Origin of the sequence: Azospirillum sp. TSH58 (genome assembly GCF_003119115.1) — a bacterium.
Lineage (GTDB): Bacteria > Pseudomonadota > Alphaproteobacteria > Azospirillales > Azospirillaceae > Azospirillum.
The window spans coordinates 798,681-822,884 of record NZ_CP022363.1; the positions used below are offsets into that span (position 1 = coordinate 798,681).

Sequence of the window (24,204 nt, forward strand, 5' to 3'; positions counted from 1 at the left end):
CGTGGCGCGCATCAGAGCGCAGCAAGCGCCGACGCCCGCCGGTCGGCGGGTGGCATTTTGGAGGAGACGCCCATGATTTTCGACCGGCACGCGGAACCGCCTCCGCTGGACCTATCGCCGATACCGCCTTCTCCGTCGCCGGCCCCGGCCTGCGGGTCGCTGTGGAACGACTATCTCCACCGGCTGCTCGGCACGGCGCACGGCTGCGTCGCCGCGAACGACGACGAGTCCGATCCGGAGCCGGTCTGTTGCTGCGCCGCCGGATGATGCCGTGATGGGATGAGGGGTGGGGGGCCCGTCAGCGGGCGCCCGCCGCCTCGATGATGACCGCTGCCACCGCGTCGGGCCGGGAGGCGTGCGGGATGTGGCTGGCCCCGACCTCCACCGTCCGCGCGCCGATGCGCTCGGCGGTCGCCCGCAGGAAGGCCGGGGGAAGCATCCGGTCCTCGCTGGCGACGATGTACCAGGACGGCTTGTGCTCCCACGCCGCGGCGGTCACCCGCGTGCGGAAGCAGCCGGCGTGGACCGGCCCCTGCGTCGCGGCCAGCAGCGCCGCCTCCGCCGCCGGCACATCCTGGGCGAAGTTCGCCGACAGGCTCTCCGCCGACAAATGCAGATAGCCCGCGCGGTCCATCGACACGCTGGACAGGCCGGGCGAGGGCGGGAAGGGCTTCAGCGTGTCGTTCGGCGATTGGCCGATCCCCGGCGCGAAGGCCGCCACATAGACCAGCGCCCTCACCTTGTCCTGGTTCCCGATCTGGGTGATCACCGCCCCGCCCCAGGAATGGCCGACCAGCACCACCGGTCCCCTGGCGCGGTCGATGGCGCGCTGGACGTGGGCGACGTCCTCGTCCAGCGAGGTCAGCGGATTCTGCACGGCGATCGCCTCCAGCCCCTGGGCCTGGAGCAGGGGGATCACGCGGCTCCAGGCGGAGCCGTCCGCGAAGGCGCCGTGGACGAGGATGACGGAAGTGGCGACCGGGTCCATGGACCGATTCCCGTGACAGTGACCGACCCTATCCTCTCAGCACGCCCGCGCCCGCCTGTCCAGCGCGGAGCCTCCGCTTTTCCTCCCTGCGGAAAAGCCGCCCGGACTCTGGGGTCAAAGGGGGGCTTGCTGCGGAGCGGGATGAAAATTTCGCAAAATCGGCCTTGAGGCTAAGATTGTTCTGGGATACGGTATACCAACAGTGAGGCGGGGCGATTGTCCGCCCCTTCCGCCAAGCCAGTCCGCCCGTATCGCCAGCCCGAGCCCTTGAGGTGAGCCATGGTCAAGACCCTTTCCGCCGTCCGTCCCGGAAGCCGCCCGAACGCCGTCCGCGGCGCCGACGATGCCGCTCCCGCCGGCGTCGTGGTCACCCTGCGCCCCGATCACCGGCATCCCGATCATCGGCAGCGGGCCGCGGTGCTGGCGGCGACCACCGGCGGGCGCGGCCCGCGCATGGACATGCTGACGATCACCCACAGCCGGGGCGCGGCCGAGGATCGCGGGGCGGAACTCATCCACATCGACGGTCCCTACGCGGACGTCCTGGCCTACATCGCCGATTCGCCGGAATGCGTGGTCTGCTTCGACACGCTGCATGGCGGCATGGCCCGCGCGCAACTGTCCGTGCCCTGACCCTGGAGAGCGAACCGATGAACGACTGCATGACGACGCCCTTCTCCGGGCAGGAACTGGCCTCCGCGATCATCGCGGCGGCGCTGTCCCTCCCCTCGGCCAACGGCCGGCTGCATCTGCCCGACGGCGCCGTTCTGTGCGACCCGGCGGCGCTGGAGCGGGAGTTCGCGCAGGCCGCGCAGGGGCTGTCCCACTGGCTGGCGCAGAACGAGCCGCGCATCGCCGAGGCTCCGCGGGCCAGCCGGCTGAAGATCGCGGCCGGGGTCGTCCGGGCCGCGGTGGCGACGCTGGAGCATGCCGGGCGGCGTTGCGGCGACCTGCGCGATCGCGGAGAGCGGACGCTGTCCATCGACTTCAGCGGCGTCTGCGACCGGGTTCAGGAGCGTCCGGGCTTGGTCGCCCAGACGGTGGCCGCTGCCGCCGCCGGCCACACCATCCACGCCGTCGCCGCCTGAAGCCATCGCGGCCTGAAAGGTCGGCGTTTTACAGCAGGGTGTGCTCGATCAGGATCTTGGTGCCGATGGCGAGCAGGCCGAGACCGCCGATCAGTTCGGCCCGGCGGCCCAGCAGCGGGCCGGCGGCCCGGCCCACCAGGACGCCGCCGAAGCCCATCAGGAAGGTGACGACGCCGATCAGGCTGGCGGTCACCGCGATGTTCACATCGGCCATGGCGAGGCCGACCCCCACCGCGCTGGCGTCGATGCTGGTCGCCACCGCCACGGTCAGCAGGGCCAGCCAGCCCGAGCGCGTGGCCGCCGCCTCGTCGTCGTCTTCCCCGGCAAGCGCGTTGCGGATCATCGAACCGCCGATCAGCAGCAGCAGGCCGAAGGCGATCCAGTGGTCGATGGCCTGGACGAAGCCGGCGAAGGCCGAGCCCACCGCCCAGCCGATCGAGGCCATCGAAAGCTGGCAGGCGCCGAAGGCGAAGCCGACCCGCAAGGCCTCGGACAGGCCGGGACGCTTCTGAACGGCGCCGCGACCAAGCGCCGCGGCGAAGCTGTCCATGGAAAGGCTGACGGCGAGGACGAGGGAGGTGGCACCGAACATGGCAACAGGCTCCGGCCAAACGGACGCGACAGCACGGCTACGCCCGGTTGGCCTTCGGGAGCGTCCGCACCATCGGTCTTGCCGAACCGGCCGGACGCTGTCCGGCTGCCGCGTGCGCCACGGGACCGCCTGAGGCAGGATGGTCCCGAGTCTGTTGGCGCACGCCCCTCTCGCTGGAGGGTGGCTACTCCCCAATGACGAGGCGGACCCTAACGCCGGAGAGTCTGGGTGTCAATCTATATGAACAGCTGTTCATATATATTTGAATCACTCTAAAAAGGCATGGCCGCGCCCCGCCGTGGGCGGAGCATGGTGCAGTGCGGAACGATTTGTTAAGAGCCCTGACGCTTTTATGCCGCTGCGGTTCGTTGGGGTACGAAACGCTCGGATTCAATGGGCATCATTCGGCGCGGGGGTTCGCCATGGGGTTTCTGACGGGGGTCGGCTCGCTGTCGCTTTCGGGCAAGACAGTGTCGCTGTGTGTCGGCGGGTTGGTAGTGTTGACGGGCGCCACCTTCGCTGTCAACGAAACGTTGTTGAGCCGCTACGCGGAGCGCATGGCGGTCGAGCGGCAGGAAACCAACATGCGGGTTGCCTGGGACGTGCTGAACCAGTATGGGCGCGACATCAGCGTCCGCGACGGCACGCTTTACGCCGGCGACCGCGCGTTGAACGATTTCTTCGAACCGGTGGACCGGGTGAAGGCGCTGGTCGGCGGCACCGCCACCTTGTTCATGGGCGACACACGGGTCACCACCAACGTCCAGAAGCCGGACGGCGGGCGCGCCGTCGGCACCAAGCTGGCCAAGGGGCCGGTATATGACGCCGTGCTGGGCCGGGGCGAGCCGTACCGCGGGCAGGCCGACATCCTGGGCGTTCCCTTCTACACCGCCTACGACCCGATCAAGGACCGCTCCGGCAAGGTGGTCGGCGTGCTCTATGTCGGCGTGCCGAGGGCGGAGTTCTTCGCCCCGATCCGCGACACCCAGACGATGATCGGCGGGCTGGGCGCCGTGGTGACTCTCCTGGTAGCCGGCGGCAGCCTGCTGCTGTCGCGGCGCATCTTCCGTCCGCTGACCGCCATGCGCGGCGCCATGGAGCAGCTGGCGACGGGGAACCTGTCGGTCGAGGTTCCGGCGCTGGGCCGCAAGGACGAGATCGGCGGCATGGCCCAGGCGCTGAGCGTCTTCAAGGAGAACGCGCAGCGGGTGGCCCGGCTCGACGCCGCCCAGGCGGAGGAGCGCGCCCGCGCCGAGCGGGAGCGCCGCGACGCGCTGGACTCGGTCGCCCGCAACTTCGAAGGGACGATGCTGAGCGTCGTCGAGACGCTGAGCGCCACCACGGCCCAGCTCGAATCCAACGCCCAGCGCCTCCATGGCATCGCCGAGAGCAGCAGCGGGCAGGCCGCCGCGGTCAGCGGTGCGGCGGGCGAGGCCAGCGACGACGTGCGGACGGTGGCCGGCGCCACCGAGGAACTGACGGCCTCCATCGTCGAGGTGTCCCGCCAGATCGACGAGTCCTCCCGCATGGTCCGCAACGCTGTGGATGAGGTGGAGCGCACCAACCACACGGTCGAAGGGCTCGCCGCCGCCGCCGGCAAGATCGGGGAGGTGGTGACGTTGATCCAGAGCATCGCCGCCCAGACCAACCTGCTGGCGCTCAACGCGACCATCGAGGCGGCGCGGGCGGGGGAGGCCGGCAAGGGCTTCGCCGTCGTCGCCAACGAGGTGAAGGGCCTCGCCAACCAGACGGCCAAGGCGACCGACGAGATCGCCCAGCAGGTTGCGGAGATCCAGGCGGTGACCGGCAGCGCGGTGACGGCCATCGGCGGCATCGGACGCACGGTGGTCGCGGTCAACGATCTGGTCGGCCGCATCGCCGGGTCCGCCGAGCGCCAGAACGCCACCACCGGCGCGATCGCCCGCAGCGTCCAGCGCGCCGCCGACCGCACGTCGGAGGTGACCCACAGCGTCCGCGACGTGTCGGATTCCGCGCACGAGACCGGCACCATGGCGTCGGAGGTGCGGTCCGCCGCCGCCGACCTCGGCCGGCAGGCGCTGGCCCTGCGCGAGCAGGCCGGGGCGTTCCTGCGGCAGATCCGTTCGGCCTGAAGGGAGGACAGGACCCGTGTTCCGCAACCCGCGTTCGCTGCTGTTCGTGTTCTTCTTCGCGTCGCTGGCGGCGCTGCTGGTCTTCAGCGGCGACCCGCCGGACGGCGGGCGGGCCGACGCGAACCGGGATTTCCTGGCGGCCTGCGAGGCCAGCCCCTTCGCCGCGCAAAACACCGGTTCCACCGAGGCGGCGGTGCGGGTCTGCTCCTGCATCCTGTCCTGGCACCGCAAGGAAGGCGAGGCCACCGGCCGGCCGCTTCCCGCCGCTCTCTATGGCGGGGAGGGTGCGGCTGGCGCCGCGGCGGCGGCGGTGGACGAGCGGGCGCGGGCCTCCTGCCTGTCCGGGCGCGTGACGCCCTGATTGTCCGAGCGCGTGGCGCCCTGATTGTCCGAGTCCCGCTTTTTTGAGAATCACCCGCAGGACGGGGCGGCCAGGGCTTTTCCTTCGGCCCTGCCGCACCCATCCTATGGCGCTATGAGCACGCACGACACCCGCAATCCCTGCACGAAGCTCTGCCGCTACGACGCGGCGGACCGCTGCATGGGCTGCTTCCGCACCCGCGCGGAGGTGAGGCACTGGAAACGCCTGCCGGACGAGACGAAGGCGGCGATCAACGCCCGCATCGCCGCGCGCGGCGGCACCGTCTCCAAGAAGGACGGCAAGCGCGCGAGGAAGCTCGATAAGAAGATCCGCAAGCTGGAGGCGAAGCTCGCCACCCTGCGCGCCCGCCGGTCGGAACTGGACGGGCCGGTCGTCAAGGCGGCGGAGTGACCCGCCGCCGCTCGCCGTCTCAACCGATCCCGGCGTGCCGTTCCACGTACAGCAGCAGGGCGGGATAATAGTGCTTCTGTGATACCGTCAGTTCCTGGCAGTAACGGCGGGCCATGCCGTTGGAAAGCCAAGCATCAAGCTCGCCGCTCTCGCGCTTCTGGGCGATGACGCGGTCGATCTTGTCCATGATCTTGTGGATCACGTCCGTTCCTTTTCCGGTTTTGATTTCTCGTGAAAGGCAGCGGCGCCGCAGCGGCGGCGCCATCGATTGCCCCTTCAATATGAACCACGGGACGGCGGTGAGCTGCGCATTATGGGCATGCCTGCATACCGCATTGCACAAAAGTGCGGTCGGGCCCTTGAGCCCTCGAGCCCTCGCGCCCTCGCGCGGGTCTGCCCTTCGCAGGCGTTCGTTGACCGGCTTCCCGGCGCCGTCCCATTCTGCACGTCGAAGGAAGAAAACGGGGAGGACGTGCGGTGGGGATGGCGGCGGACCGCCGCGCCGCCGCAGCCATCATCATGACCGCCATCGCCATCACCGAACGCCGTGCGGAGCTGGACGGCGCCGCCTCCGCCACGCTGGTTCTGCTCTGCCTGCTCTGGGGCCTGCAGCAGGTCGCCATCAAGGTCGCCATGACCGGATTCTCGCCGGTGCTCCAGGGCGGGTTCCGCTCGCTGGGCGCGTTGGCGCTGCTGTGGGCCTGGGCGGCGCTGCGCGGCATGCGCCTGTTCGAGCGCGACGGCACGCTGGGGCTGGGGCTGTTGGCCGGGCTGCTGTTCGCCGGGGAGTTCCTGCTGGTCTATGCCGGGCTGTCCTACACCACGGTGTCGCGCAGCATCCTGTTCCTCTACACCGCACCCTTCCTGGTGTCGGTCGGCGCGCATCTGCTGCTGCCGGGGGAGCGGATGCGCGGCGTCCAGGCCGCCGGGCTGGTCTGCGCCTTCGTCGGGGTGGCGGTCGCCTTCGCCGACGGGCTGCGCCTGCCGACGAACCGCGAGCTGGTCGGCGACCTGATGGTGCTGGCGGCGGCGGTGCTGTGGGCGGCCACCACCCTGGTCATCAAGGGCAGCCGGCTGGTCCGCGCCAGCTCGACCAAGGTGCTGTTCTACCAGCTCGCCGTCTCCGGCGCGGTGATGCCGCTGGCCTCGCTTCTGATGGGCGAGGCGGGGGTGACGGCGCCCGGTCCGCTGGCGCTCGCCTGCCTCGCCTTCCAGATCGTGGTGGTGGCCTTCGCCTCCTACCTCGCCTGGTTCTGGCTGGTCGCCCGCTACCCGGCGGCCCGCCTGTCGGCCTTCACCTTCCTGACGCCGCTGTTCGGCGTGCTGTCCGGCGCCCTGCTGCTGGGCGAACGGATCAGCGCGAGCCTCGCCGCGGCGATGCTGCTGGTCTGCGCCGGCATCTGGCTGGTGAACCGCCGCGCCCCCGCCGCGGGCGCGTAGAAAGGCGGGAACCGGAATCACGGGAACCGCCCAGGCCCCCATCGGTTGGCTCTGCTGTCCCAGCACAAGCAGCGGAGCCGGCTTCATCATGGATTTGAACGGAAAAGTCGCCCTCATCACCGGGGCCGGATCGGGCATCGGCAAGGCCTCGGCCACCCTGTTCGCCAGCGCCGGGGCGAGCGTCGGTGTCCTCAGCCGCACCGAGGACGAGATCCGCAAGACAGCGGAGGAGATCACCGCGGCGGGCGGCAAGGCCATTCCCCTGGTCGCCGACGTCGCGGACAGCGAGGCCATGAAGCGGGCGGTGGAGCGGCTGGTCCAGGAATACGGGCGGCTCGACATCGTCTTCGCCAACGCCGGCATCAACGGCGTCTGGGCGCCCATCGACGAACTGACGCCGGAGGAGTGGGACCGCACCATCAACATCAACCTGCGCGGCACCTACCTGACGCTGCACCACGCGGTGCCGCATCTGAAGAAGGCGGGCGGCGGGTCGGTGCTGGTGACCGCCTCGATCAACGGGACGCGGGTGTTCAGCAACGCTGGGGCCACCGCCTACTCCTGCACCAAGGCGGCGCAGGTCGCCATGGTCCAGATGCTGGCGCTGGAGCTGGCCAAGCACCGCATCCGCGTCAACGCCATCTGTCCGGGGATGATCGACACCAGGATCCAGGACAACACCCAGTCGCGCAACACCGAGGAGGCCGAGGAGGCCGCCGAGTATCCGGACGGCGAGATCCCGTTGACCCGCGGCAAGCCGGGCAGCAGCGCCGACGTGGCGGAGCTGGCGCTGTTCCTGGCGTCGGACCGCTCGAAGCACATCACCGGCACGCCCGTCTGGATCGACGGCGCCGAGTCCCTGCTGATCGGCTGAGGGCCCGCTCATGGCGGACGGCTTCATGGCGGACGGCTTCGCGTGGTGGCAGAGCGGGGTGATCTATCAGGTCTACCCGCGCTCCTTCCAGGACTCGAACGGCGACGGGGTGGGGGACCTGCCGGGGATCCTGCACCGGCTCGACCATCTCGAATCGCTCGGGGTGGACGCGCTGTGGGTGTCGCCGATCTACCCGTCGCCGATGGCCGATTTCGGCTACGACGTGTCGGATTACACGGGCATCCACCCGCTGTTCGGGACGATGGAGAATTTCGACCGGCTGCTGGCGGAGCTGCACCGCCGGGGTATGAAGCTCATCCTGGATTTCGTGCCCAACCACAGCTCCGACCGGCACCCGTGGTTCCAGGCCAGCCGCTCGTCCCGCGACGATCCCAAGCGGGACTGGTACATCTGGCGCGACCCGGCCCCCGACGGCGGGCCGCCCAACAATTGGTTGTCGGAGTTCGGGGGCGGCGCCTGGGAATGGGACGCGGCGACCGGCCAATATTACTACCATGCCTATCTGAAGGAGCAGCCCGACCTCAACTGGCGCAACCCGGCGCTGCGCGAGGCCATGCTCGACGCGCTGCGCGTCTGGCTCGACCGTGGGGTGGACGGGTTCCGGGTGGACGCCATCCACCACCTGATCAAGGACGCGCGGTTCCGCGACAACCCGCCGAACCCCGGCTGGCGGGAGGGCATGTCGCCGGTCCGCCGGCTGATCCGCCTCCACACCGTGGACCAGCCGGAGGTGCACGACGCCATCGCCGCCATGCGCCGCGTGGCGGACGAGTACGGCCCTGACCGGCTGCTGATCGGCGAGGCCTATCTGCCCATCGACCAGCTCATGGCCTATTACGGCGCCGACCTGACCGGCTTCCAGCTTCCCTTCAACTTCCATCTGCTGTCGACCCCGTGGGAGGCGAAGGCGCTGGCCGCCCTGATCCGCACCTACGAGGCCGCCCTGCCGCCCGGCGGCTGGCCGAACTGGGTGCTCGGCAATCACGACCGCTCCCGCGTGGCGAGCCGGCTGGGGCGGGGGCAAGCGCGGGTGGCGGCCATGCTGCTGCTCACCCTGCGCGGCACGCCGACGCTCTACCAGGGCGACGAGATCGGGATGATCGACGTGGCCATCCCGCCCGACCGCGTGCAGGACCCGTGGGAGAAGAACATCCCCGGCCTGGGGCTGGGCCGCGATCCGGTCCGCACGCCGATCCCCTGGGACGGCGGCCCGCGCGGCGGCTTCACGACGGGCGAGCCCTGGCTGCCGCTCGGCCCCGACCACGACCGGGTGAACGTCGCGGCGCAGGCCGCCGACCCGTCCTCCATGCTGTCGCTGCACCGCGCCCTGCTGGCGCTGCGGCGGGCGGAGCCGGCCTTGTCGGTCGGGCGCTACGAGACGGTGTCGGTTGAGGACGACGTTCTGGTCTATGAGCGCCGCCACGGAACCGGCCGCTTCCGCGTCCTGCTGAACCTGTCGGCGGCGGAGCGGGTGGTGGACGCGGTGCCCGACGCTGCCCATATCCGGCTGTCCACCCATCTCGACCGCGGTGGGGAGCCGGTGTCCGGCGCCCTGCGCCTGCGGCCCGACGAGGGGGTGGTGATCGGGTTCGACGACAAGGGAAAGGGTGGGAAATGAGCGGTGACGTGAAGAACAACGCGGCCAGGAACCGTTACGAGCTGACCGTGGGCGACGCCACCGCGGTGGTGGAGTACGAGAAGCGCGACGGGGCCATCGTCTTCACCCACACGGAGGTTCCGGAGAGCATGGCCGGGCAGGGCATCGGCTCCGCGCTCGCGCGCGGCGCGCTGGAGGACGCGCGTTCCAGCGGGCAGAAGGTTGTGCCGGTCTGCCCCTTCGTGGCCAAATACATCCAGCGCCACCCGGAGTACCAGGATCTGGTCGTCGCGGAGGGCGGACCATCGACGTGAGGCGATCGACGTGACGCGGATTCTCCTGGCCGCCGGGCTGCTGATTCTTCTGCCGGCGGCGGGCCGGGCCGCCACGCTGGAGCTGGACTTCGCCGCCTATGGCGGCGGCGTCTCCCTGGCGCGCGGCAGCGTCGTGCTGACCGAGGAGGCGGAAGGGGACGCCAGCCGCTACCGGGCGGCCTTGGAGGCGGAGGCGGTGCCCTGGCTCGGCCTCTTCACCAATTTCCGATACCACGCCGAGTCCGCCGGGCGGCTGGAGGCCGGCGCCGCCCAGCCCGACCGCTTCCGCGGCGAGCGCCGTCTGCGCCGCAAGCAGGACATCATGACTCTGTCCTTCGGCCCCGACGGGGTGGATGTGACCGCCGAGCCGCCGCTCAGCCCCGACAAGGCGGCGCGGGTGCCTCCGGACAGCCGAAGGGGCAGCATCGATCCGTTGAGCGCCGGGGCGGCGGTGATCCTGACCGCCAGCCGGGCGGGGGGCTGCGGTGGACGCTACCCCGTCTATGATGGGCGCCGCCGCTACGACATCATCATGACGCCGCAGGGCCAGGGCGACCTGCCGTCGTCGCGCTACCGCATCGCCACGGGCACGGCGGAGGTCTGCGCGGTCACCGTCCGCCCGGTGGCCGGATTCCAGGGCGACCGCGATCGCGACCGCTTCTTCGCCGAGGGGGTGGAGCGCAAGGCGACCGTGTGGTTCGCCCGCGCGCCGGAGAGCGGGCGCGTCGTCCCCGTGACGGTGGAGGTGCCGACCGACACGATGACGGTGCTCGTCCACACCGTCGGCGTGAAGGCCGGCCTCTGACCGGCTGACGCCCTCAGCGGATGATCACCACCACCAGCCGCTTCGGCCCGTGGACGCCGTAGGCCAGCGTCTGCTCGATGTCCGCCGTCTTCGACGGGCCGGAGATCAGCAGGGCGTTGGTCGGCATGCCGTCGGCCCAGCGGTTCTCGGTCATCGCCTGCCAGAAGGTGTCGTACAGCGCGTCGGCGCGCAGCAGCGCCAGATGCATGTGCGGCACCAGCGACATCAGCCGCGGCTCCTCCGGCGTCGGCCAGACGATCAGGCTGCCGGTGTCGGCGATGGCCCCCAGCGTCGTGGTGATGCCGGCGTCGATGCCGTCGAACAGCCGCTCCTTGAAGGTCTCCACCCGGTCGGCGTAGGGGACCAGCTCCGGACCGCCTTCCGTCCATTCGGACGAGAGGCGCGCCCCGGCCTCGGTCGCCGGGCCGAACAGCAGGTTGCGGGTGCCCTGCGCCTTGAGGAAGGCCTGGACGTCGGCGGGCCAGCCGGCCTCGGTCGTCTCCAGGAACTCCGTGTGGACGGCCTCCATCATGCGCTTGATGCGCTCCAGCCGTTCCGCGCCCTCCCAGCGCTTGTTGCGCAGGACGGCGAAGTCGGATTCCGGCGGGGTCAGCGGATGGGCGTCGCGCCCGGCGCGCAGCTTGCCCAGGATCGCGTTTCTGGACTCAGACATCGGGAATCCCCTTCTCGCGGGCGAGGGCGTGGAGCGTGCGGTTGGCGAAGCGCGGCTTGGACCGCACGTTCGTCCACTCCTTGAGCAGCGGCAGGCTGGCGGGTGCTGCGTTGCCCAGCTTCGCCAACAGCGCCGTCGCGAACTGGTAGGCGAGCGGCGAGGCGTAGGTCATCGACCAGCCCTTCCACACCATCGTCTCCGCCTTGCTGGCGTGCGATCCGGCCCCCTTCACGGCATCGCCGGGATGCACCGCCTCCGACCGCAGGCGGCCCATGATCTCGACGATGGGAATCTTGACCGGGCAGATCTCGACGCAGGCGTTGCACATGGTGCAGGCGTGCGGCAGCTCGCCCCGCGTCTCCAGCCCTTCCACCTGCGGCATCAGGATCGAGCCGATCGGGCCCGGGTAGGGCGCCTGATAGGCGTGGCCGCCGACCTTGGTGTAGACCGGGCAATGGTTCATGCAGGCGCCGCAGCGGATGCAGCGCAGCGTGTTGCGCAGCTCCTCGTCGGCGTAGATGCCCGACCGCCCGTTGTCGAGGATCACCAGATGGATCTCGTCCGGGCCGTCCTTCTCACCCGCCTTGCGGGGGCTGGAGATCATGTTGACGTAGGTGGTGATCGGCTGGGCGGTGGCGGAGCGGGTCAGCAGGCTGATGACCGGCGGCACGTCCTCCAGCTTCTCCACGACCTTTTCCAGGCCCATGACGGCGATGTGGACGGGCGGCACCGTGGTGCTCATGCGCCCGTTGCCCTCGTTCTCCACCAGGCAGAGCGTGCCCGTCTCCGCCACCGCCATGTTGACGCCGGAGATGCCGACGTCGGCGGTCGCGAACTTCTTGCGCAGGACGCGGCGGGCCAGGTCCGTCAGCTGGGCTACGTCCTCCGTGTATTCCGCCTCTTTGATCTTCTGCTTGAAGAGATGGGCGATCTGCTTGGTGTTCATGTGGATCGCCGGCATGATGATGTGCGAGGGCATCGCTTCATCAAGCTGGACGATGTATTCGCCGAGGTCGCTTTCCAGGCTCTCGATGCCGTGCTTTTCCAGGAAGGCGTTGAGGTGCATCTCCTCCGACACCATCGATTTGCCCTTGACCACCAGCTTGGCGTTCACGCGCTGCATGATGGACAGGACGATGGCGTTGGCCTCGTCGGTGGTGGAGGCCCAATGGACCTGGATGCCGTTCTTCGTGCAGTTGGCTTCCAGCTTCTCCAGCAGTTCCGGCAGCTTGGACAGGGCGCGCAGGCGGACCGAGGCGCCGAGCGTCCGTACCCCGTTCCACTCGGCGGTGTCGGCGAACTGCACCGCGCGCTTGGACATCAGCCCGTCCATGGCGCGGCGGAAGTTGCCGCGGAGCTGCTGGTCCTGGAGCGCCGCGCTGGAGGCTTTCGCAAAATTGATGCTGCTCTCACCCATGGGTGCGCTCCTTCAGGAACTGGGCGATGTGGACGCCGCGGACCGGCTTCTTCCCGCCCTCCAGCGCGCCGGAGATGTTCATGAGGCAGCCGCAGTCGCCGGACACCACGGCCTTGGCCCCGGTGTTCTCGATGTCCGCCACCTTGTCGCCGACCATGGCGGCGGAAATCTCCGGATGGCGCACGGCGAAGGTGCCGCCGAAGCCGCAGCATTCCTTCTCCCGCTGCAACTCCACCAGCTCGACGTTGGCGAGCTGGCGCAGCAGGGCCTTCGGCTCGTCGGTCACGCCCATTTCGCGCTGGGCGTGGCAGGAGGCGTGCCACGTGATCTTCACCGGCGGCCCCTGGTCCTCGAACTTGACCTTCAGGACCTGGACGAGGAACTGGGTCAGCTCCCACACGCGCGAGGCCACCTGACAGGCGCGGGCCTCGTCCGGTTCGCCCTTGAACAGGTCGGGCCAGTGCTTGCTCATCATGCCGGCGCAGGAGCCCGACGGCACGACGATGGGCCAGTCGCCGGGGAAATAGTCGAGCTGCGCGCGGGCGACCTTCAGCGCCTCCTCCCGGTAGCCGGAATTGTAGGCGGGCTGGCTGCAGCAGCTCTGCCCCTGCGGGAAGACGACGCGGACGCCCTGCTGCTTCAGCAGGTCCATGCCGGCCATGCCGGCTTCCGGGTAGAACAGATCGACCAGACAGGTGCCGAAGAAATAGACGCTGTCGGGGCGTTCGATGGCGGGCCGGCTTAGGGTGCCGTCGTGGCTCATGATTTTCCTCCCTCCCGCCTCAGAACGCGGGTTCCGACGCGCGCGTGGAGGCCGTGGCGGAAGCCTTCGGCGTCGAGCAGGCATCGACCAGATAGACGATGGAACGGTACGGCAAGCCGGAGTGGTCGGACAGGCCGATCTCGCAGGTCCGGCTGTTCGAATAGCCGGCCTTGGCCCCGGCGGGGATGTCCTTGGACAGGTGGCGCAGGGCGTGGGCGTTCAGCTCCGGCGTGGTGAAGCCCTTGTCGCCGGCGAAGCCGCAGCAGCCGACATCCTCCGGCACCACCACCTGGGTGGCACAGGCGGCGGCCACCGCCTTCATCTTGGCATCCAGCCCCATGCGGCGGGTGGAGCAGGTCAGGTGCAGCACCACCGGCTCCGTCTGCCTGGTGAAGGTCAGACGATCCAGCAGATGGTCGTGGATGAACTCCACCAGATCCAGGACCTGGAGCCCGGCATCCTTCAGGTGCTTCTTCAGCCGGAAGGAGCACGGGCTGGTGTCGAGAACCACCGGAGCGGTGCCGTTGGCGCTGGCCGCCCAGATGGCGCGGACCATCTCCTTGGCCTTGGCGTCGGCCTGCGCGGCGAGGCCCTTGCTCTCCAGCGGCATGCCGCAGCACAGCGAAGACAGCTGCTCCGGATAGGCGACGCGGTAGCCGGCCTTCTGGAACAGCGCCTCCACCTTGACCGGCAGCGGGGTCTTCTCTGGATCGTTGGCGGCGGGACCCATGCTGCGGCTGGTGCAGCTCGGCACATACACCACGGTCGGCGCGTTGGCGGTCGGCGCGTCGGCGGACGCCTTGGCCTGGGGCAGCGGCGTGAAGTTGGTCGGGGTGGGCAGGGCGCGCGGCAGGTGCGGCAGGCGCTGGCCCGTCACATTGCGCAGCCCCTCGAACAGCGAATTGGCCGTGCCGTCGCCGAGCGTCCGCTTGGCCAGATCGGCCAGCTTCAGGCCGGCGCGGGCGACCGACAGCGCCCCGGCGGTGTGGCCGGCGACGTAGGTGCCGAACCCCTGGGCCACCGCCCCGCGGCGGTCGCCACGCAGCGCCTTGATGAGCAGCCCCGTCTCGATCCCCACCGGGCAGGCGGTGGAACAGAGGCCGCAGGCCGCGCAGGTGTCGATGCCCTGATAGTCGTAGGCGTCGTGCAGCGCGCTCAGCCGCGCCGCGTCGGCGCCGGTGGCCTCAAGGCGCGAGATCTCGCGCCAGCCGACGATGCGCTGGCGGGGCGAGAGGGTCATCTTGTGCGACGGGCAGGTCGGCTCGCAGAAGCCGCACTCGATGCAGGTGTCCACCAGCGGGTGGGCGGCGGGCATCGCCTTCAGATTCTTGAGATGCGCCTCCGGGTCGTCGTTCAGGATGACGCCGGGGTTCAGCAGGCCCTGCGGGTCGAGCAGCGCCTTGATCTCCTTCATCAGGCCATAGGCCTGCGGACCCCACTCCATCTCCACGAAGGGGGCCATGTTGCGGCCCGTGCCATGCTCCGCCTTCAGCGAGCCGTCATACTTGCGCACCACCTGATCGCACACCGCGTCCATGAAGCGGCGGTAGCGGTCCACCTCCTCGTCGGTGTCGAAGGCCTGGGTGAAGACGAAGTGCAGGTTCCCTTCCAGCGCGTGGCCGAAGATGATCGCCTCGGTGTAGCCGAACGTCAGGAACATCGCCTGAAGCTCGACCGTCGCCTCGGCCAGCCGGTCGAGCGGATAGGCCACGTCCTCGATGATGACCGTGGTGCCGACCTTGCGCATGGCGCCGACCGCCGGGAACAGGCCCTTGCGGATCTTCCAGTAGCTTTCGCCCAGCTTGGCGTCGGTGGTGAAGGTCGGCGGGAACAGGGTCCGGGTGCTGGCGATCACCGCGCTGACCGCGGCGATGTTGGCGTCGAGCGCCGCCGCGTCCTCGCCGCGGATCTCAACCAGCAGGGCGGAGGCGTCCGGCCCCAGCCCGCCGATGAAGTCCGGCATGCCCGGCTTGCCCTCGACCGAGCGCAGCGACGCGCGGTCCATCAGCTCCACCGCCGAGACCGGCGTCGGCTTCATCAGGGCGACGGCGCGGCAGGCCTCCCCGATGTCCGGGTACATCAGCAGCGCGTTCGCCTTGTGGGCGTGTTCCGGCACCGTGTTGTAGGTGATCTCGGACAGGAAGCCGAGCGTGCCCTCCGACCCGATCATCAGGTGCTGGAGGATCTCGATGGGCTCCTCGAAGTCGACCAGGGCGTTCAGGCTGTAGCCGGTGGTGTTCTTGATGCGGAACTTGTTGCGGATGCGCTCCGCCAGCTTTTCATCGGCGCGGGTGCGGGCGGCCAGATCGGACAGGCCGGACAGCAGGGCGCCGTGGCTGACGGCGAAGGCGTCGCGGCTGGCGGCGTCGCCGGTGTCCAGCAGCGTGCTGTCGGCCAGCACCAGCCGCATGGAGGCCAGCGTGCGGTAGCTGTTCTGGGCGGTGCCGCAGCACATGCCGCTGGCGTTGTTCGCCGCGATGCCGCCGATCTTGGCGGTGGCGATGGAGGCCGGGTCCGGCCCGATCTTGCGCCCGAAGGGAGCCAGCTTGCGGTTCGCCTCCGCCCCGATGACGCCGGGCTGGAGAGTCACCGTCGCGGCACCGGGCGGAATGGTGCAGCCGCGCCAGCTGTCGCCCAGCAGGACCAGGACGGAATCCGTGACCGCCTGGCCCGACAGGCTAGTGCCGGCGGCGCGGAAGGTCACTGGGGTCTTCAGCTCCCGGCAGAGGTTGAGCAGCCGCACCACCTCGCCCTCGGCCTCGACGATGGCGACGATCTTCGGGATCAGGCGGTAGAAGCTGCCGTCGGTCCCGTAGGCCAGCGTGCGCAGCGGGTCGGTGACGAGGCGTTCGTCCGGCATGAACTCCCGGAGGGCCGCGTGCAGGCGGTCGTAGGGCGCGGGCAGCATCGGTTCTCGGGGCCTCCGGATCTGGGACCGCGCGACGACTCCTCCGTGATCGCCGGTCCGGGTTGCGGGTGCTGGGGCGACGTTTGTTTCCGCCCGTCAGACGGACGGCTTGTTGTGTGCCACAGTCAGTAAGTCGGATAATCGATTTGCTTGGTGGCCGCAATGGTAAAATGAATTGACCAAACGCAGCGCTGCGCTGTTGCAATGCACAAACAAAGCGGCGCCACCCGACCGGATGGAAGGCCGAGCGGCGCCGTAGGGAATAAAGCTCGGCAGTGGATGACGCCCCTTCTCCCCGGGGGGAGGAGAAGGGGGGAGACGTCGACGCTTACGGGATCATCCAGGGCAGGATGTAGGCCTGGATCATGGTGATGACACCGATGATCGCGACGAAGAACAGGCTGTGCTTCACGGTGAAGCGGAACAGCTCGGACTCGCGGCCGACCAGACCCACCGCGGCGCAGGCCACGGCGATCGACTGCGGGGAGATCATCTTGCCGGTGACGCCGCCCGTGGTGTTGGCCGCGACCATCAGCACGTCGGATACGCCCACCTGCTGCGCCGTGGTGGCCTGCAGGCCGCAGAACAGCGCGTTGCTCGACGTGTCGGACCCGGTCAGGAACACGCCCAGCCAGCCCAGGATCGGCGAGAAGAACGGGAACAGGAAGCCCGTGCCGGCCAGCAGCAGCGCCAGGGTCGAGGACAGGCCCGAGTAGTTGGCGATGAAGGCGAAGGCCAGGACCATGCCGATCGAGTAGATCGGGCGCTTCAGCTCGCTGACCGTCTCGACGAAGGTCTTGACGCCATCGGCCGGGCGCATCTTCAGCATGACCATCGTGATGATCGCGGAGATCAGGATGGCCGTGCCGGTGGCCGCCAGCAGATCGAGCTTGTAGACGGCGTCGATGGGCTTCGGCGAGGCGACGATCGGGGCGGCCTTCAGCACCAGCTTGTCCAGCCCGGCGATCGGGAAGTACAGCACGGTGTCGGCCAGCGCGCCGCCCTTGGCGAACAGGGCCTTGAAGGGCTTCAGGCTCCAGATCGTGACGATCACGGTCAGGATCAGGAAGGGCGACCAGGCCTTGGCGATCTCGCCGGCGCTGTAGCCGCGCTGGGCGTTGAACTCGCTCGACGCCATGGCGCCGACCGACTGCGGCACCGGGCCGGCGGGCAGCGGGGAGTTGGGGAAGCGGAAGATCGCCTTCGGCTTCCAGAACTTCAGGAAGACGGTGATGCTGACGAGGCTGACCAGCGCGGAGGTGATGTCCGGCAGCTCAGGCCCGATGAAGTTGGCGGTGAAATACTGGGTGACGGCGAAGGTGCCGCCGGCGACCAGGATGGCGGGCCAGGTCTCGCGCACGCCCTTCCAGCCGTCCATGATCATGATGATCCAGAAGGGCACGAAGACGGACAGCAGCGGAAGCTGGCGGCCGGCCATGGCGCCGATCTTGAACGGGTCGAGCGAGGTCACCTGACCGGCGACGATGATCGGAATGCCCATGGCGCCGAAGGCCACCGGGGCGGTGTTGGCGATCAGGCAGAGACCGGCGGCGTAGAGCGGGTTGAAGCCCAGCCCGACCAGCAGCGCCGCGGTGATGGCGACCGGCGCGCCGAAGCCCGCCGCACCTTCCAGGAAGGCGCCGAAGGAGAAGCCGACCATCAGCATCTGAAGCCGCTGGTCCTCGGTGATCGACACCACCGATGAGCGGATGATCTCGAACTGGCCGGTCTTGACCGTGATCTTGTAGAGGAACACGGCGGCCACGATGATCCAGGCGATGGGCCACAGGCCGTAGAGGAAGCCGTATCCGGCGGACGCCAGCGCCATGCCGACCGGCATCTTGTAGAACAGGATGGCGACGGCCAGCGAGATGGCGACGGTGATGGTGCCCGCGATGTGGCCCTTCAAGCGCAGAACGGTCAGCGCGATGAAGAAGAAAATGATCGGCAACGCGGCCACAAGTGCCGAAAGCCAAAGGTTACCCGCGGGATCGTAGACTTGTGTCCAGGGCTGCATGTTTCCTACCTATGCCGCAGATTCTCGGTTCTGCGCTTTGGCCAGCGACCGTGAATGGAGCCCGGACCCGCACGTCTTATCCGGACGCGCGCCGCCTGTCATTCCACGGCCGCTCGGTCGTGGAGATCAGTTTTTTCTTGGGTGGGCTCCGGTCAAAAGATATGACCAAAGGCTCAGAACGGATACATTGGGTCGCAATGGTTGGCAATAGGGAAAATTCAATTTACCGTCGGCGTGGCCAGAGACTTTTTCTTGCCCGTGGTATTACCACCTGACCCCTTCGATGGCGGCCCAATAGCGGCGCGGTCGGGAAACGGTGCCATGGGGTGCGGTGGGGCTGGACGCGCGAAAGCCGTGACGATATCTAACCTTCGGGATCGGGTGGGACTTCTGCGGATGCAGGGCAAGGGGCAAGGCAAGGGAATGATCAAGCCGGCCAAATTGGCGGACGCCATCGCGGAGCATCTGGAGACGCTGATCCGGGAGGGCGTGCTGCGTCCGGGGGAGAAGCTGCTGCCGGAACGCGATCTGGCGCTGAAGCTGGACGTCTCGCGCCCGTCGCTGCGCGACGCCCTGGAGAAGCTGGAGGAGCGCGGGCTGCTCGTCTCCGGGCGCAACGGCACGCACATCGCGCAGTTCCTCGCGCCCATCGCCGCCCCGCTGGCGGCGCTGCTGCAATCCGATCCGGACGCGCCCTTCCATTATCTGGAGTTCCGCACCTCCATCGAGGCCGCCGCCGCCAAGCTGGCCGCGCAGCGGGCGACCGACCTCGACCGCGACGCGATCCGCGCCCTGGCCCAGCGCATGCGCGACGCCCACGGCAAGGACGACCCGTCGGAAGAGGCCGACGTGGACGCCCAGCTTCACCTCGCCTTCTACGAGGCGGCGCACAACACGGTGATGCTGCACATCATGGGGGCGCTGTCGGAGATGCTGCGCAACGACGTGTTCTACAACCGCGACCGGCTCTACACCCGGCCGGGCGTGCGCGACCTGCTGCTGGAGCAGCATCTGGCCATCGTCGACGCGGTGCTGGCCGGCGACGCCGAGGCCGCCCATGCGGCGGCGGAGGCGCATGTGATGTTCACGCTGCACACCCTGCGTGAAATCCGCGAGGACGACACGCGGCTGGAGGCCTCCCTGCGCCGCATCGGGCGGACCGACCTGATCGAAACCGCCGAGCGGGCCTGAACCAAAGCGCGGCGCCCGGGAACCCGAGAGCCATTCTCGGTTTTACACGGCTGTAGGCCAAGGGAGGTCCAGCCGTGCCCGCCGCAACGTCATTCGCCGAAACGCCGCTCTCCGCGACGCTGCCGTCCATCATTCCCTATTGCGGCGCCCCGCCGGTGCCGGACGGGCTCTGGAGCGCGTGGAACGGCGACCCGGTCCTGCTGTCCGTCTTCGCCCTGGCCGCCGCGGGATACGCGGTGGTGGTGCGGCGGCATGGGGCGGGGATGGCGCGGCACCAGCCCTGGTGCTTCGCCGCCGGGTGGCTGGTTCTGTTCACCGCCTTCGTCTCGCCGCTGTGCAACCTGACCTCCGCCCTGTTCTCGGCGCGGGTGGTCCAGCATCTCCTGACCATCCAGGTGGCGGCGCCCCTGCTGGTCCTGTCCTGGCCGATGGGCGCGGTGCGCTGGCCCGGCTGGGCGCGGACCCTGGCGTCGCCGCTGGCCGTTCCGGAGATCGCCTGGGGGCTGTTCGGGCTGTTCCTCTGGGTGTGGCACCTGCCGGGACCCTACATGGCGGCGCTGCGCTTCGACGCGGTGCTGTGGGTCATGCACGCCAGCCTGCTCGTCGGCGCGGTCGCCGCGTGGCGGACCGTGCTGGCTCCGGATGATGCGGCGATGCGGGGGAGGGGGCTGCTGTCGGCCTTCGGCACCTCCGTCCATCTCGCCATCCTGGCGGCGCTGCTGATCTTCGCCCCGCAGCCGCTGTTCGTCTACCATCTGGACAAGACGGCGCCCTGGGGCCTGTCCGCCCTGGCCGACCAGCAGCTCGGCGGCCTGATCATGGGGGTGGTCGGGGCGGCGGTCTATGTGGCCGTCAACCTCTACGCCCTGGCGCGCTGGCTGATGGTGCCCGAAAGCCAGCGCTCATGACGGCCGCCGTCGGTGCGCGGGTCAGTGGGCTTCCAATCCGACGAAGCTCCAGGACACGTCGCCGCGGCCGAGCATATCCTCACGGTGATTCCGGTGGATGCACCGGAGGCCGACGGACGCGGCGAGGTCGATGGTTTCGGCAGCCGAGACATCGTACATCGTCCGCCCCGCCGGCACCGGGCCGTGCCGCAAGGACATGACGATCCGGCCGTTCGGATTCAGAAGGGCCGCGATGTGGGGCATCGCGATGCCGCGCTGGGCTTCGTCGAGGTGCATCCACACCGCGGTGAGCAACACGACGTCGTAGCGCCCGCCCTGGCTCCTCACCACGGCCAGCTCCGGCAGGCTGTCGTCGATCCACCGGATCGGCGTCGCGGCATGGATGCGTGTTCCCGCGCTGCGCAGCTCCACGGTCGGTTCGACGGCGGTCACATCGTGACCGAGCACCGACAGGGCGGCCGCATCCCGCCCCGTGCCCGCGCCGATGTCCAGGATGCGGCTCGGTCGGGTGGGGAAGAGGTGGAGCACATCGCGGTGCACATCGGCGAACGCGACGCTCTCATACTGCTCCGTGAGGGCTTCGGCATTCTCGCCGTACCCGTTGTTTCCCTGCATTCCCCATGCCCTTTCCATGGCGCGCCTGTGACGCGGCGATCATCCCCCTGCTTACCATAGACCCTCGGGTATTTCCGATGCGCCGCGGGGGAACGCGCGGTCGAACAGGAACGAACGCACGAAAAACCCCGGCCCTTGCGGGCCGGGGTTCTCGTTTCGCGTCACGCTCAGTGGACGGCGGCGCTGCTGCGTCCGCCACCGCTGCCGGTCAGGGCGAAGCCCAGGGGCGGGCGCTCCGGTGCCTTGAAGCCGGTGGCGCGGTCCTCTTCGACGGGAACGCCGTCCAGCGTCAGCCGGCCGTCCCGCGCCGACAGGTGCAGAGTCGAGCGTTCGTCCACCTCGCCATCGAGCAGCCGCTCGGCGATGGGATCCTCCACCAGATTCTGCACCGCCCGCTTCAGCGGACGGGCGCCGAAGGCCGGGTCCCAGCCGAGGTCGGCCAGACGGGCGCGGGCCGCGTCGTCGGCGGTCAGCGACAGGCCGCGCTCCGCCAGACGGTCCGCGACGCGGGCAAGCTGGATGTCCACGATGTGGGCCATCTGCTCGCGCCCCAGCCGGCGGAAGATCAGCACGTCGTCCAGCCGGTTCAGGAACTCCGGCCGGAAGGCGCGGCGCACCGCGTCCATGACTTCGACCCGCGCGCCCTCCAGGCTGTCGTCCTCGCCGAGCGCCGTCAGGGCGTCCGCCCCCAGGTTCGACGTCATGATCAGGATCGCGTGGCGGAAGTCCGCCGTGCGACCCTGCCCATCGGTCAGCCGCCCGTCGTCGAGCGCCTGGAGCAGCACGTTCAGCACGTCCGGGTGGGCCTTCTCCACCTCGTCCAGCAGGACGACCTGATAGGGCCGGCGCCGGATCTTCTCGGCCAGCGTGCCGCCGTCGTCATACCCGACATAGCCCGGAGGCGAGCCGATCATGCGGGCGACGGAGTGCTTCTCCATATACTCCGACATGTCGACGCGGGTGACCGCGGTCTCGTCGTCGAACAGGAAGGCGGCCAGCGCCTTGGCCAGCTCCGTCTTGCCGACGCCGGTCGGCCCCAGGAACAGGAAGGAGCCGGTGGGACGGTTCGGGTCCTTCAACCCGGCCCGCGCCCGGCGCACCGCCTTCGACACGGCGCGCACCGCCTCCGCCTGACCGACGACGCGCTCGGCCAGCCGGTCCTCCATGCCCTTCAGCCGCTGCCGCTCGCTGTCCAGCATGCGGTCCACCGGGATGCCGGTCCAGCGGGTGACCACGGCGGCGATGTCCTTCGCCGTCACCTCCTCCCGCTCCGCGTTGGCGCGGGATTCGGCCTCGGCCAGACGCTTCTCCAGGTCGGGAACGACGCCGTAGGCCAACTCGCCGGCCTTCGCCCAGTCGCCGTCGCGCTGCGCGTGCTCCAGCTTGGTGCGGGCCTGGTCCAGCTCCTCCTTCAGGCGGCGGCCCTCGGTGCGGCGGGACTGGCCGACGCGCCATTCCTCTTCCATGGCGGTCAGCTTCGCCTCGTCCACCGCGAGTTCGGCCTCCAGCTTGTGCAGCCGTTCCTGGGACGCGGCGTCCGGCTCGGACTTCAGGGCCTCGCGCTCGATCTTCAGCTGGGCGACGCGGCGGCCGACGGCGTCCAGCGCCTCCGGCTTGCTGTCGATGGCCATGCGCAGGCGGCTGGCCGCCTCGTCCACGAGGTCGATGGCCTTGTCGGGCAGGCGGCGGTCGGCGATGTAGCGGGCGGAGAGCTGCACCGCCGCGACCACCGCCGCGTCGGCGATGCGCACGCCATGGTGCACCTCGTACTTGCCCTTGATGCCGCGCAGGATCGACACGGCGTCCTCGTCGGACGGCTCGTCGACGTTCACCGGCTGGAAGCGGCGGGCCAGCGCCGCGTCCTTCTCGATGTACTTGCGGTACTCGTCCGGGGTGGTGGCGCCGACGCAGCGCAGCTCGCCGCGCGCCAGCGCGGGCTTCAGCATGTTGGCGGCGTCCATCGCGCCGTCCGTGCGGCCGGCGCCGATCAGCGAGTGCAGCTCGTCGATGAACAGGATGATGCGGCCCGCCGCCTGCTGCACCTCCGAAAGGACGGCCTTCAGCCGCTCCTCGAAGTCGCCGCGGAACTTGGCGCCGGCCAGCAGGGCGGTGAGGTCGAGCGCGAGCACGCGCCGGTCCTTCAGCCCCTCCGGCACGTCGCCGGAAGCCAGCCGCTGGGCCAGCCCCTCCACCACGGCGGTCTTGCCCACGCCGGGCTCGCCGATCAGGACGGGGTTGTTCTTGGTGCGCCGGGCCAGGACCTGGATGGTCCGCCGGATCTCGTCGTCGCGCCCGATCACCGGGTCGAGCCGGCCCTGGCGCGCTTCTTCCGTCAGGTCGCGGGCGTATTTGGCGAGCGCCTCGCCCATCTGCGAATCCTCCTGCCGGTCGGCGGGGCGGTTCCGGCTCAGCGACTCGACGCCCTCGACCAGCACCGCGGGGTCGACGCCGGCGCGGTGGAACAGCGCGCGCGTGCTGCCGCCCTGGGCGGCCAGCGATTCGAGAAGCCGTTCGGGGGAGACGAACTTGTCGCCGGCGCCCCGCGCGGTTTCGACGGCATTCTGGAGCACGCCGGCAAGCGCCGGGGACATGAAGATCGGGTGCGGCCCTTCGCCCTCGACACGGGTCTGGCGGTTCAGGGTCTCCTCGGCGGCGGTCTTCAGAAGCTCGGGATCGCCGCCCGCATCGCGGATCAGCTTGGCGGGCACGCCATCGGCGTCCTCGACCAGGGCCTTCACGAGATGTTCGGGGACGAGTTGTTGGTGGCGTCCGGCGAGAGCCGCCAGTTGCGCAGCCTGGATGACGCCGCGCGCACGGTCGGTGAACAGACCGAAGTCCATCAGGCACTCCGTTCGTTATGGTTCCCGCCCTTTGTGAAGGCGCGGGAAGACGGCCTGTGTGGCCCGCACCATGCGCGGCCCTGGTCGCCTCAAGGGAACAGATGGGCAGGGGCGCCGCCCCGATCAAGACGGCCGCCCGGACGGCCGGGCAAGGCTGTTCTGCGCCAACAATGTCTCACTATATGGACAGTGATTTATTTATTTGACACACTCCATACGCCTCCATAAAGTGGTGGAAACTGATATGCCAGATATCGAACAAGAACGCGG

The 24,204-nt window shown here is 69.5% G+C and carries 23 protein-coding genes and 1 riboswitch; of the genes, 13 read left to right on the forward strand and 10 right to left on the reverse strand.

Features of this window, described 5'->3' with window-relative positions; genetic code table 11:
- Positions 1-72: 72 nt before the first annotated feature.
- Positions 73-267, forward strand: a complete 195-nt coding sequence (locus TSH58p_RS33800; protein ID WP_247874171.1) for a hypothetical protein — start codon at positions 73-75, stop codon at positions 265-267.
- Positions 268-298: 31 nt separating this feature from the next.
- Here TSH58p_RS33800 and TSH58p_RS03320 read toward each other — a convergent pair whose 3' ends face one another.
- Positions 299-988 carry an alpha/beta fold hydrolase gene (locus tag TSH58p_RS03320; protein WP_109071350.1) on the reverse strand — a complete coding sequence of 230 codons (690 nt, stop codon included), beginning with the start codon at positions 986-988 and terminating at the stop codon, positions 299-301.
- A gap of 279 nt (positions 989-1,267) precedes the next feature.
- On the opposite strand from TSH58p_RS03320, the gene TSH58p_RS03325 reads away from it, so the two are divergent.
- Complete coding sequence (locus tag TSH58p_RS03325; protein ID WP_109071351.1) at positions 1,268-1,621, forward strand: hypothetical protein; 354 nt, start codon at positions 1,268-1,270, stop codon at positions 1,619-1,621.
- A 17-nt stretch (positions 1,622-1,638) separates the two neighbouring features.
- Positions 1,639-2,076: a hypothetical protein gene (locus TSH58p_RS03330; RefSeq protein ID WP_109071352.1), complete on the forward strand. Its 438-nt coding sequence runs from the start codon at positions 1,639-1,641 to the stop codon at positions 2,074-2,076.
- Between the two features lie 28 nt (positions 2,077-2,104).
- Here the strand turns inward: TSH58p_RS03330 and TSH58p_RS03335 are convergent, their stop codons facing one another.
- Positions 2,105-2,668 (reverse strand): manganese efflux pump MntP family protein, encoded by a 564-nt coding sequence (locus tag TSH58p_RS03335; protein ID WP_109071353.1) that lies wholly within the window; start codon positions 2,666-2,668, stop codon positions 2,105-2,107.
- 84 nt (positions 2,669-2,752) lie between these two features.
- Positions 2,753-2,873, reverse strand: a riboswitch (yybP-ykoY riboswitch).
- A 217-nt stretch (positions 2,874-3,090) separates the two neighbouring features.
- On the opposite strand from TSH58p_RS03335, the gene TSH58p_RS03340 reads away from it, so the two are divergent.
- From TSH58p_RS03340 to TSH58p_RS03350, 3 genes are all read left to right on the forward strand, one after another.
- A complete protein-coding gene (locus TSH58p_RS03340) occupies positions 3,091-4,779 on the forward strand; it encodes a methyl-accepting chemotaxis protein (protein ID WP_146205911.1) in 1,689 nt (562 codons plus the stop codon).
- Positions 4,780-4,795: 16 nt separating this feature from the next.
- Complete coding sequence (locus TSH58p_RS03345) at positions 4,796-5,140, forward strand: hypothetical protein (RefSeq protein WP_109469077.1); 345 nt, start codon at positions 4,796-4,798, stop codon at positions 5,138-5,140.
- Between the two features lie 114 nt (positions 5,141-5,254).
- A complete protein-coding gene (locus tag TSH58p_RS03350; RefSeq protein WP_109469078.1) occupies positions 5,255-5,551 on the forward strand; it encodes a DUF1289 domain-containing protein in 297 nt (98 codons plus the stop codon).
- Positions 5,552-5,570: 19 nt separating this feature from the next.
- On the opposite strand, the gene TSH58p_RS03355 is transcribed toward TSH58p_RS03350, so the two are convergent.
- Positions 5,571-5,816 carry a hypothetical protein gene (locus TSH58p_RS03355; protein ID WP_247895488.1) on the reverse strand — a complete coding sequence of 82 codons (246 nt, stop codon included), beginning with the start codon at positions 5,814-5,816 and terminating at the stop codon, positions 5,571-5,573.
- Between the two features lie 218 nt (positions 5,817-6,034).
- Between TSH58p_RS03355 and TSH58p_RS03360 the strand changes: the two genes are divergently transcribed.
- The 5 genes from TSH58p_RS03360 to TSH58p_RS03380 all read left to right on the forward strand — a co-directional run bounded on the left by TSH58p_RS03360 (position 6,035) and on the right by TSH58p_RS03380 (position 10,602).
- Positions 6,035-6,991 (forward strand): DMT family transporter, encoded by a 957-nt coding sequence (locus TSH58p_RS03360; RefSeq protein WP_247874342.1) that lies wholly within the window; start codon positions 6,035-6,037, stop codon positions 6,989-6,991.
- A gap of 88 nt (positions 6,992-7,079) precedes the next feature.
- Positions 7,080-7,865 carry an SDR family NAD(P)-dependent oxidoreductase gene (locus TSH58p_RS03365; protein ID WP_109469080.1) on the forward strand — a complete coding sequence of 262 codons (786 nt, stop codon included), beginning with the start codon at positions 7,080-7,082 and terminating at the stop codon, positions 7,863-7,865.
- A gap of 25 nt (positions 7,866-7,890) precedes the next feature.
- Positions 7,891-9,504 (forward strand): alpha-amylase family glycosyl hydrolase, encoded by a 1,614-nt coding sequence (locus TSH58p_RS03370; protein WP_109469109.1) that lies wholly within the window; start codon positions 7,891-7,893, stop codon positions 9,502-9,504.
- A complete protein-coding gene (locus tag TSH58p_RS03375; protein ID WP_109469081.1) occupies positions 9,501-9,797 on the forward strand; it encodes a GNAT family N-acetyltransferase in 297 nt (98 codons plus the stop codon). The genes TSH58p_RS03370 and TSH58p_RS03375 overlap by 4 nt, the downstream gene beginning before the upstream one ends.
- A gap of 10 nt (positions 9,798-9,807) precedes the next feature.
- Positions 9,808-10,602 (forward strand): DUF3108 domain-containing protein, encoded by a 795-nt coding sequence (locus TSH58p_RS03380; protein WP_109469082.1) that lies wholly within the window; start codon positions 9,808-9,810, stop codon positions 10,600-10,602.
- 13 nt (positions 10,603-10,615) lie between these two features.
- On the opposite strand, the gene TSH58p_RS03385 is transcribed toward TSH58p_RS03380, so the two are convergent.
- The 5 genes from TSH58p_RS03385 to lldP form a co-directional block, all read right to left on the reverse strand.
- Positions 10,616-11,275 carry a lactate utilization protein gene (locus TSH58p_RS03385; protein ID WP_109469083.1) on the reverse strand — a complete coding sequence of 220 codons (660 nt, stop codon included), beginning with the start codon at positions 11,273-11,275 and terminating at the stop codon, positions 10,616-10,618.
- On the reverse strand, positions 11,268-12,692 hold the full coding sequence (locus tag TSH58p_RS03390; protein ID WP_109469084.1) for a LutB/LldF family L-lactate oxidation iron-sulfur protein: 1,425 nt from the start codon (positions 12,690-12,692) through the stop codon (positions 11,268-11,270). Before TSH58p_RS03390 ends, TSH58p_RS03385 begins: the two co-directional genes overlap by 8 nt.
- Positions 12,685-13,455 carry a (Fe-S)-binding protein gene (locus TSH58p_RS03395; RefSeq protein WP_109469085.1) on the reverse strand — a complete coding sequence of 257 codons (771 nt, stop codon included), beginning with the start codon at positions 13,453-13,455 and terminating at the stop codon, positions 12,685-12,687. The genes TSH58p_RS03390 and TSH58p_RS03395 overlap by 8 nt, the downstream gene beginning before the upstream one ends.
- Before the next feature lie 19 nt (positions 13,456-13,474).
- Positions 13,475-16,363: an FAD-binding and (Fe-S)-binding domain-containing protein gene (locus tag TSH58p_RS03400; RefSeq protein ID WP_109469086.1), complete on the reverse strand. Its 2,889-nt coding sequence runs from the start codon at positions 16,361-16,363 to the stop codon at positions 13,475-13,477.
- Between the two features lie 328 nt (positions 16,364-16,691).
- Entirely contained in the window at positions 16,692-18,380 is a 1,689-nt protein-coding gene (gene lldP, locus TSH58p_RS03405; protein WP_109469087.1) for an L-lactate permease, read from the reverse strand.
- A gap of 423 nt (positions 18,381-18,803) precedes the next feature.
- Between lldP and TSH58p_RS03410 the strand changes: the two genes are divergently transcribed.
- Both TSH58p_RS03410 and TSH58p_RS03415 read left to right on the forward strand, forming a co-directional pair.
- Complete coding sequence (locus TSH58p_RS03410; RefSeq protein ID WP_247874339.1) at positions 18,804-19,571, forward strand: FCD domain-containing protein; 768 nt, start codon at positions 18,804-18,806, stop codon at positions 19,569-19,571.
- Positions 19,572-19,645: 74 nt separating this feature from the next.
- A complete protein-coding gene (locus tag TSH58p_RS03415; RefSeq protein ID WP_109469089.1) occupies positions 19,646-20,479 on the forward strand; it encodes a cytochrome c oxidase assembly protein in 834 nt (277 codons plus the stop codon).
- A gap of 21 nt (positions 20,480-20,500) precedes the next feature.
- Here the strand turns inward: TSH58p_RS03415 and TSH58p_RS03420 are convergent, their stop codons facing one another.
- Positions 20,501-21,094 carry a bifunctional 2-polyprenyl-6-hydroxyphenol methylase/3-demethylubiquinol 3-O-methyltransferase UbiG gene (locus TSH58p_RS03420; RefSeq protein ID WP_199230267.1) on the reverse strand — a complete coding sequence of 198 codons (594 nt, stop codon included), beginning with the start codon at positions 21,092-21,094 and terminating at the stop codon, positions 20,501-20,503.
- A gap of 167 nt (positions 21,095-21,261) precedes the next feature.
- Positions 21,262-23,934: an ATP-dependent chaperone ClpB gene (gene clpB, locus TSH58p_RS03425; protein ID WP_109469091.1), complete on the reverse strand. Its 2,673-nt coding sequence runs from the start codon at positions 23,932-23,934 to the stop codon at positions 21,262-21,264.
- Positions 23,935-24,204 lie beyond the last annotated feature (270 nt).